Source organism: uncultured Pseudoflavonifractor sp. (assembly GCF_944387275.1).
Taxonomy (GTDB): Bacteria; Bacillota; Clostridia; order Oscillospirales; family Oscillospiraceae; genus Pseudoflavonifractor; species Pseudoflavonifractor intestinihominis.
Map to the genome: position 1 here is coordinate 1 of NZ_CALXEG010000069.1, position 8353 is coordinate 8353.

An 8353-nucleotide genomic window follows, 5' to 3' on the forward strand; every position below is an offset into this window, starting at 1 on the left:
CGCTTGCGGCGCATGCTGACGGCCACCAGCACGATGACGGTGGCGATATAGGGGAAGATGTCGTAGATCTGGGCGGGGATACCCAGGGCCACATAGAGCCGCATGACGGACAGGGCGCCGAACACCAGGGAGCCCAGCAGGGCGCGGGCGGGGCTCCAGGTGGCGAAGATGACCAGGGCCACGGCGATCCAGCCCTTGCCGTTGACGCAGTTGTGGACCCACACGCCGCCCACGCCGTTGGCGGAGTTCATGACGATGTACAGTCCGCCCAGGCCGCAGATGCCGCCGCCCACGCAGGTGGCCAGGTACTTGTAGACCGTGACGTTGATGCCGGCGGCGTCGGCGGTGGCGGGGGACTCGCCCACGGACCGCAGGTTCAATCCCGCCCGGCTCCGGCCCAGGAACCAGGCCAGGATAATGGCCACCACGATGCCCAGGTAGACCATGAAGTTGTAGGAGAAGAGGAGCTTGCCCACCACGGGCAGGTCCTGGAGCACCGGGATGCCCGAGTTGAAGGCGTTCTTGGTCACGTTGCCCACGGCCATGTAGCGGCTGGAGGCGGTGTTGCCGATGGCCTCGCCCAGGAAGTTGGCAAAGCCGGTGCCGAAGATGGTGAGTGCCAGACCGGTCACGTTCTGGTTGGCCCGGAGGGTGATGGTGAGCACGCTGTAGATGAGGGCGCCGAAGGCGGCGCACAGAATGGCGCACACGATGGCGATGACCACGGACACCACCGGGTTGGGGCTGGCCACGGCCTGCTCGTAGTAGTAGGACCCGGCCAGGCCGGCCACGCCGCCCATGAACATCATGCCCTCCACGCCCAGGTTCAGGTTGCCCGACTTCTCGGTGAGGATCTCGCCCAGGGTGCCGAACAGGAGGGGCGTGCCCGCCAGCACGGCGGCCACCACAAAGCTGAGGACTTTATCCATTGCTGTGCTCCCCCTTTCCACGGAAAATCAGCCGGTAGCGGATGAAGAACTCGCACCCCAGCATGGCGAAGAGGATGATGCCGGTGAGCACGTCGGCCACCGAGGCGGGGATGCTGAAATTGGTCTGGATGGTGCCCGAGCCCTTGGTGAGGACGGCCAGGAAGGCGGCGATGAACACCATGATGATGGGGTTGAGGCCGGCCAGCCAGGCCACGGTGATGGCGGTGAAGCCCACGCCGCCGGCGGTGTTGGCGTTGAGGGTGTAGTCCGCACCGGACACCACCGTAAAGCCCACGATGCCGGCGATGGCGCCCGAGATGGCCATGGTGCGCATGACGATCTTGGGCACGCTCATGCCGGAGTACCGGGCGGTGGCCTCGCTCTCGCCCACCACGGCGATCTCATAGCCCTGCTTGGTGTACCGCAGGTAGAGGAACATGAGCACCACGAAGATGAGCACGATGATCCAGCCCGCGTGGACGCCCAGCACCTTGGGCAGCCGGGCGTTGGAGGCGAACTGGGCGATGATGGGGAAGCCGGTGCCCTTGGTGTCCTTCCAGGGGCCGTTCTGGAGGTACTGCTCGATGCCCAGGGCAATGTAGTTGAGCATCAGGGTGAACAGCGTCTCGTTGGTGCCCCATTTGGCCTTGAAGAAAGCGGGGATCAGGCCCCACAGGGCGCCCGCAATGGCGGCGGCCAGGAACATGACGATGAGCAGGGGCACCTTGGGCAGGGTGTCGGCCCAGAACAGGGCGAAGTAGGTGGCGGCGATGCCGCCGGCCAGGATCTGGCCCTCGGCGCCGATGTTCCAGAACTTCATCATAAAGGCGGGGGCGATGGCCACGGCGGCGCCCAGCAGGGGCACCGCGATCTTCACGGTCTCACGCCGTCCGGTCTGGGTGCCCAGGGAGCCCCGGACCATGTCGGCGTACACCAGGAAGGGGTTGTGGCCCAGCAGGAGCATGATGAGGGCGCCCACGGCCAGGGCCAGCACGATGGCGGCGGCCCGGATGGCCCAGGCCTTTCCCCGGGGAATATCGGTCCGTTTGGCGATGCGCACCAGGGGTTCCCGGTGCTCCGCCGCTTTCACTTGGGCTGTCATCAGGCCTCAGCCTCCTTTCCCGACTGGGTCATGAGCAGACCCACCTGGTCCTTGGTGGCGGTGCGGGCGTCCACCACGCCGGTGACCCGTCCGCCGCACAGCACCACGATCCGGTCGCACAGCTCCAGCAGCACGTCCAGGTCCTCGCCCACCAGCAGCACCGCCACGCCCTTCATCTTCTGCTCGTTGAGCAGGCGGTAGATGGTGTAGGAGGAGTTGATGTCCAGGCCGCGGACCGGGTAGGCGGTCATGAGCACGGTGGGGGAGGAGGCGATCTCCCGGCCCACCAGCACCTTCTGCACGTTGCCGCCCGACAGCTTGCGCACCGGGGTGGACACGCCGGGGGTGACGATCTCCAGCTCCTGGATCAGCTTCTCGGCCAGGGCCTTGGGGGCCTTCCGGTCCACCAGGGGGCCCTTGCCCGCCTTGTAGGTCTTGAGCATCATGTTGTCCACCATGTCCATGGAGGCCACCAGGCCCATGCCCAGCCGGTCCTCGGGCACAAAGGCCAGGGACACGCCGATCTTCTGGATCTGGGTGGGATTCTTGCCCACCAGCTCCTCGCCGGCCTTGTCCACGGGGACATGGTTTCCGGCAATGTCGCTCTTGGGGTGGGGGGGATAGTAGAAGATGTGGCCCGACTCCACCTTCTGCAGGCCCGCGATGGCCTCCAGCAGCTCCTTCTGTCCGGAACCGGCCACGCCGGCGATGCCCAGGATCTCGCCGCCCATGGCGGTGAAGCTCACGTCGGTGAGGGCCTTCACGCCGTCGCTGCCCCGGCAGTTGAGGCCCTTGACCTCCAGCCGCAGGTCGTGGTACTTGGCCATGGGCCGGTCAATGTCCAGGGTGACGGCGTGGCCCACCATCATGTCGGTAAGGGCCTGGGGGTTGGTTTCGGAGGTGTTGACGGTGCCGATGTACTTGCCCTTGCGGAGCACGGCCACCTTGTCCGAGATGGCCATGACCTCGTTGAGCTTGTGGGTGATGATGATGATGGATTTGCCGTCGGCCTTCATGTTGCGCAGCACGGCAAAGAGCTTTTCGGTCTCCTGGGGGGTGAGGACGGCGGTGGGCTCGTCCAGGATGAGGATGTTGGCCCCCCGGTAGAGCACCTTGACGATCTCCACGGTCTGCTTCTGGGAGACCGACATGTTGTAGATCTTCTGGTCCGGGTCAATGTCGAAGCCGTACTTCTCGCTGATGGCCCGCACCTCCCGGGCCACCTTTTTCCGGTCCAGGCGGCCCTTCTGGTCCAGGCCCAGGACGATGTTCTCGGCGGCGGTGAGCACGTCCACCAGCTTGAAGTGCTGGTGGATCATGCCGATGCCCAGGTCAAAGGCGTCCCTGGGAGAGCGGATGGTGACCTCCTTGCCGTCCACCCAGATCTGGCCGGCGTCGGGGAAGTAGATGCCCGAGAGCATGTTCATCAGGGTGGTCTTGCCGCTGCCGTTCTCGCCCAGCAGGGCCAGGATCTCGCCCCGGTCCATTTCCAGGCTGATTTTGTCGTTGGCCACCACGTGGCCGAAGGTTTTGGTGATGTCTTTCAGGCGGATGGCTGTATTGGCGTCCAAATCCTTCACCTCGCTTGCGCGTCATATGGCGGGGGACCTGGTCCGCCGCCTGGGGTTGTGGTTCCTCGCAGAGGAAAGAGCGGGTGGAGCTGCGGGAAAGCAGCGTCCACCCGCTCCGTTGGGAACTTGCCCGGCTCAGGAGAGCCGGTTACTGGATGATGTTGGTGATGCCGTCGATGATGTAGCAGAAGCTGGGGGCGGAAGCGGTGCCGCTCTCGTCGTAGAACTCGCCCTCGGGCAGGGACCAGTCCTCGGTCTTCTCGCCGGTGTTGGAGTCAAAGGCGTAGCCGCTCAGGGGGCCGGAGAACACGTGGAAGTCCTCGTTGAGGAACTTCTCCTCGGCGGCCTCAATGGCCTCGGCGGTGCCCTCGGCCACGATGTCCTCATTCAGGGGGGAGAGGTACACGGCGCCCTGGGCGTAGCCCTGGCACCAGTCGTCGGGGATGGTCTCGCCGTTGATCATGCAGTTGAGGGCGAAGGTGTAGTACACGCCCCAGTCCACGCGGGCGGACACCAGGGAGGCCTTGGGGGCGGCGGAGATCATGTCGGCGTTGTAGCCCACCTGGAACACGCCGTTGGCCTCGGCGGTGGTGGCGGGGGCGGTGGTGTCGGAGTGCTGGGAGATGACGCCGCAGCCGTCGTCAATGAGGGCCTGGGCCACCTGGGCCTCCAGAGTGGGGCTGGACCAGGAGTTGGTGTACATGACCTCCATGGTCACCTCGGGGTACACGCTCTTGGCGCCCAGATAGAAGGCGGTGAAGCCGGAGACCACCTCGGCGAAGGGGTAGGCGCCCACATAGCCCAGCTTGGGATTGCCGATCTCCTTGGCCTTCATGCCGGCGGCGATGCCGGCCAGGTAGCGGGCCTCAAAGATCTTGGTGAAGTAGTTGTGGTCGTTGGTGTTCTCGGTGGTAGCGGCCTGATAGCCGGTGGCGTGGCAGAACTGGATGTCGGGGTACTCCTGGGCCAGGGGGATCATGAACTGCTCATGGCCGAAGCTGTTGCAGAAGATGATCTGGCAGCCGGCCTCGATGCACTCCTGGATGGCGGTGGTGCAGGAGGCGTCCTCGCCCACGTTGCGCTTGACCACCAGCTGGGTGTCCTCGTCCAGGCCGCAGGCGGCAAAGGCCTCCTCCATGCCCACCATGTGGTTGTAGTTGTAGCCGTTGTCGTTCTCCTCGCCGATCATCACCAGGCCCACCTTCAGGTCGGCGGCGGGGATGCCGGCGGTATCGCCGCTGCCCTGGCTGTCGGTCTGGGCGGGGGTAGAGCCGGAGGGGGCGGGGGAGTTGGCGTCACCGTCGGCGGAGTCGTTGCCGCAGGCGCCAAGGGCCAGCACCATGGACGCGGCCAGGAGCAGGGCGAGCAATTTCTTCTTCATAGCTGTGTTCCTCCTTCAAAACATGCGGGTTTCTCTCTCATTCCTACGTACAAAAAGACAGCTCGATGAATCACGGCGGAGACAGCGGACCGCCAGGGGCCCGGCTGCGGCTCCGCCGGTAATTCCTGCGGAGCGCGGCCAACAGGACACCCTGGCGGTCTCACTCAGAACATCCGCTCATCACGGCCCGGCGGGGCCGTCTGCGGCAGCAGGGGTGCAAAACAGGGGGAAGGGGAAAAGGCCCCGGCGCACCAGACCGGAGCCATTGCGTTTCTGATAGGGAGCGGGGAGGGGGTCAGCAGAACTCGATGCTGTCCTCGCTCATACTCTTAATACGGGCCAGGGACTCCACGCGCACGCCCATGGAGCGGATCAGGTCGCCGCCGGGCTGGAAGGCCTTCTCCACGCAGATACCCGCGCCCACCACGGTGGCGCCGGCGTCGGTCACCAGCTTGATCAGGCCCTGGAGGGCGCTGCCGTTGGCCAGGAAGTCGTCGATGATGAGCACCCGGTCCTCAGGCAGGAGGAACTCCTTGGACACGATGATGTCGTACACCTTGCCGTGGGTGAAGGACTCCACCTTGGAGGTGTACACGTCCCCGGCGATGTTCTTGGTCTTGTTCTTCTTGGCGAAGATGACGGGGACATCAAAAAACTGCGCGGTCACGCAGGCGATCCCGATCCCCGATGCCTCGATGGTCAAAATCTTGGTGACCCCACAGTCGCCGAACAGCCGGTAAAACTCCTTGCCGATCTCACCGTACAGCTTCACGTCGATCTGATGGTTCAGAAAGCTGTCCACCTTGAGTACCCCGCCGCTGCGGATCTTGCCGTCGCGGCGGATACGGTCTTCCAAAAGCTTCATAAGTACGCTCTCCCTGCCGATAAAAATAGATAGCTACATTGTAGCGAAAAAGAGGCGCCAGTTCAACCGCCTATATTCTATCAAAAAAACGGACATTTGTCATCTTAATTTAGAAATTTTAACAGCGGCGGGTGCGCACAGGTGGGAGGGCAGGAAAAAGCCGGGAAAAAAGCAGAAAAACGACAAAAGCCGGGCGTCCGCTCCTTGACGCCCGGCTCCTGCCGAAGGAAAGAGGATACAATGAAATGAAAAGAAACTGTCTCTTGCAGGTATTATAGTACCCGAGACTTATTAACAGAGAAAGAGGAAAATGTTACAAGAGAATTAAATTTTTTGGATTTTATGTAAAGTTGGTGTAATGGAGGGCCGGTGGCGGCGCGGCGGGGGAAAAAGGGGGCCGGGCCGCGGAATTCCGCGGCCCGGCATGAAAAAGGATAGGAGGATAGAATGAAAAGAAGTCGCTGTCTCTTGCGAGTATTATGTTACCAGCAGGATATTAAGAATATAAGGTGGAATTGTTACAAAAGAATCAAATCTTTCCGGCAGCGGCAGCTCCGCCCCGCCGGTCACAGGAGCACGTCGGCGGCCTCGGGGTGCTTGTCCCGCCAGCTCACCGCGTAGGAGCAGGTCACATTGGCCCGGCGGCCGCTGGCCCGCAGGGCGGCCACCGCCGCCTCCATCAGGCGCCCGGCCACCCCCTGGCCCCGCAGGCTGCCGTCCACAAAGGTGTGGTCGATGACGGGCACGCCGTCGGCCCCGTCGGGAAAGGTGATCTCCGCCAGCACCCCGCCCTTGCCGTCGGGCAGGAAAATGCGGCTGTCCTCGTACTGAAATTCCATCAAATCGTCTCCTTTCGTCTCGTTGCAGCAGGGGGCGGCGGGTTTCCTGCGCTTCTCCCGCAGGCGCTGGAAGAACGCCTGCATCAGGGCCGCGCTCTCCTCCGCCAGAATGCCGCCGGTGACCTGGGGGCGGTGGTTCAGGGGGGCGGAGAACACGTCCAGAGCGGAGCCGCAGGCCCCGAACCGGCTGTCCGCCGCGCCGTACCACACCCGGGGGATCCGGGCGTTCACAATGCCCCCGGCGCACATGGCGCAGGGCTCCAGGGTCACGTACAGGTCGGCCTTGTGGAGCCGCCAGCCCCCCAGGGTCTCATTGGCCTCATGGATGGCCATCAGCTCGGCGTGGGCCAGGGCGTCCCTGTCCTCCTCCCGGCGGTTGCGGCCCCGGCCCACCACCCGGCCCTCCCATACCACCACGCAGCCCACCGGCACTTCGCCGGCCTCCATGGCCTCTCTGGCCAGGTCCAGGGCCTGGCGCATATAGTCCTCGTGGTCCATGTCCTCCGCCTCCTCGCTCAGGGTTGTGTCAGCACTCTATTTTATCTATTTTCTCCATACAGCGCAAGGGATAGCAGTGGTAAATCCGGCGGATTTGTGCTATGCTGAACAGGACACCACGGCCCCCGGAGGGACTCCGGGGAATGGAAGGAGAAAAAGAGATATATGAGACTTTGGGATAAGCTGGGGCTGGACATGGATCGCCACCGGGTTGTCGCCCTGGTGGGGGGCGGCGGCAAGACCACCACCATGTACGCCCTGGCCCGGGAGGCCCGGGAGGCGGGGAAAACGGTCATCGTCACCACCACCACCCACATTCTGCCCCATCCCGGCCTGTTTATGACCGATGAGAGCGACCCGGCGGCCCTGAGGGAGCTGCTGGCCAAGCACGGCATCCTCACCGTGGGCCGGCTGGACCGGCGGGACAAGATGACCGGCGGCGACGTGGCGGCCTGTGCGGCGGCGGCGGATATCGTGCTGGCCGAGGCCGACGGGGCCCGGGTGCGGCCCCTGAAGGCGCCCGCCGACCACGAGCCGGTGATCCCGCCCCAGGCCGCCGCGGTGCTGGCCCTGGCGGGCATGGACTGCCTGGGCCGGACGGTGGGGGACATCTGCCACCGGCCCGAGCAGGTGTGCGCCCTGCTGGAGTGCGATATGGACCACGTGATCACCCCCGCCGACGTGGACGCCATCCTGTCCAGCCCGGCGGGCAGCCGGAAGGGCGTGGGGGAGGCCATGGCCTTCCGCTGCGTGCTCAACAAGGCCGACAGCGAGGAGCGGCTCAGGGGGGCGGAGGAGATCGCCGCCCTGCTGGCCAAGCGGGGCATTCCCGCCGTCATCACCGCCTACTCCAGAGAGGAACAGGGCGGCATGAGCTGGTTCAAATAAAGTGATTGGGGCAGCGGCTGGAACACAACGCAGAGACTGTGTGCGGCATTGAGAACGGTGATTGGATTGCAGCGACTCACAAGCCTAGGCGGGTAACTCTGCTCGGGCAGGAGAGAAACGACACACAGGGCACCAAACCGGCATAGTAACTGCTTTCAAATACGGCGGCTCATTGAATTTTGCCGCCGCAAGCCGCGTCTCCGAAGGGGGTACCAGGGGGAAACGGGCGCGTTTGGCCCTGGAAGGGCCCTCCGCGCCTGTTGCCCCATGGCGGCTTTTG

General features: G+C 64.4%; 7 protein-coding genes. 1 reads left to right on the forward strand and 6 read right to left on the reverse strand.

The features are described from left to right. The 6 genes from Q0K23_RS12475 to tadA all read right to left on the reverse strand — a co-directional run. Positions 1–929, reverse strand: a 929-nt coding sequence (locus tag Q0K23_RS12475; protein WP_294522871.1) for an ABC transporter permease, incomplete at its 3' end; no start/stop codon positions are given. Further along, positions 922–2031, reverse strand: a complete 1110-nt coding sequence (locus tag Q0K23_RS12480; RefSeq protein ID WP_294522874.1) for an ABC transporter permease — start codon at positions 2029–2031, stop codon at positions 922–924. The genes Q0K23_RS12480 and Q0K23_RS12475, both read right to left, overlap by 8 nt. Beyond that, positions 2031–3602 carry an ABC transporter ATP-binding protein gene (locus Q0K23_RS12485; RefSeq protein ID WP_294522878.1) on the reverse strand — a complete coding sequence of 524 codons (1572 nt, stop codon included), beginning with the start codon at positions 3600–3602 and terminating at the stop codon, positions 2031–2033. Before Q0K23_RS12485 ends, Q0K23_RS12480 begins: the two co-directional genes overlap by 1 nt. Positions 3603–3750: 148 nt before the next feature. Continuing rightward, positions 3751–4983 (reverse strand): BMP family ABC transporter substrate-binding protein, encoded by a 1233-nt coding sequence (locus Q0K23_RS12490; protein WP_294522881.1) that lies wholly within the window; start codon positions 4981–4983, stop codon positions 3751–3753. Positions 4984–5278: 295 nt separating this feature from the next. Beyond that, positions 5279–5848, reverse strand: coding sequence for a xanthine phosphoribosyltransferase (locus Q0K23_RS12495; RefSeq protein ID WP_294522884.1), 570 nt, complete (start codon positions 5846–5848; stop codon positions 5279–5281). Positions 5849–6414: 566 nt separating this feature from the next. Further along, positions 6415–7185 carry a tRNA adenosine(34) deaminase TadA gene (tadA, locus tag Q0K23_RS12745; RefSeq protein ID WP_349232425.1) on the reverse strand — a complete coding sequence of 257 codons (771 nt, stop codon included), beginning with the start codon at positions 7183–7185 and terminating at the stop codon, positions 6415–6417. Between the two features lie 165 nt (positions 7186–7350). Here tadA and yqeC point away from each other — a divergent pair, with 165 nt between their 5' ends. After that, positions 7351–8073, forward strand: a complete 723-nt coding sequence (gene yqeC / locus Q0K23_RS12510) for a selenium cofactor biosynthesis protein YqeC (RefSeq protein ID WP_294522886.1) — start codon at positions 7351–7353, stop codon at positions 8071–8073. Positions 8074–8353 lie beyond the last annotated feature (280 nt).

Excerpts from the sequence above, each read along its gene's own strand:
- Q0K23_RS12495 (WP_294522884.1), bottom strand. The coding sequence starts at position 5,848 with ATGAAGCTTTTGGAAGACCGTATCCGCCGCGACGGCAAGATCCGCAGC.
- Q0K23_RS12490 (WP_294522881.1), bottom strand. The coding sequence starts at position 4,983 with ATGAAGAAGAAATTGCTCGCCCTGCTCCTGGCCGCGTCCATGGTGCTG.
- tadA (WP_349232425.1), bottom strand. The coding sequence starts at position 7,185 with ATGGACCACGAGGACTATATGCGCCAGGCCCTGGACCTGGCCAGAGAG.
- Q0K23_RS12480 (WP_294522874.1), bottom strand. The coding sequence starts at position 2,031 with ATGACAGCCCAAGTGAAAGCGGCGGAGCACCGGGAACCCCTGGTGCGC.
- yqeC (WP_294522886.1), top strand. The coding sequence starts at position 7,351 with ATGAGACTTTGGGATAAGCTGGGGCTGGACATGGATCGCCACCGGGTT.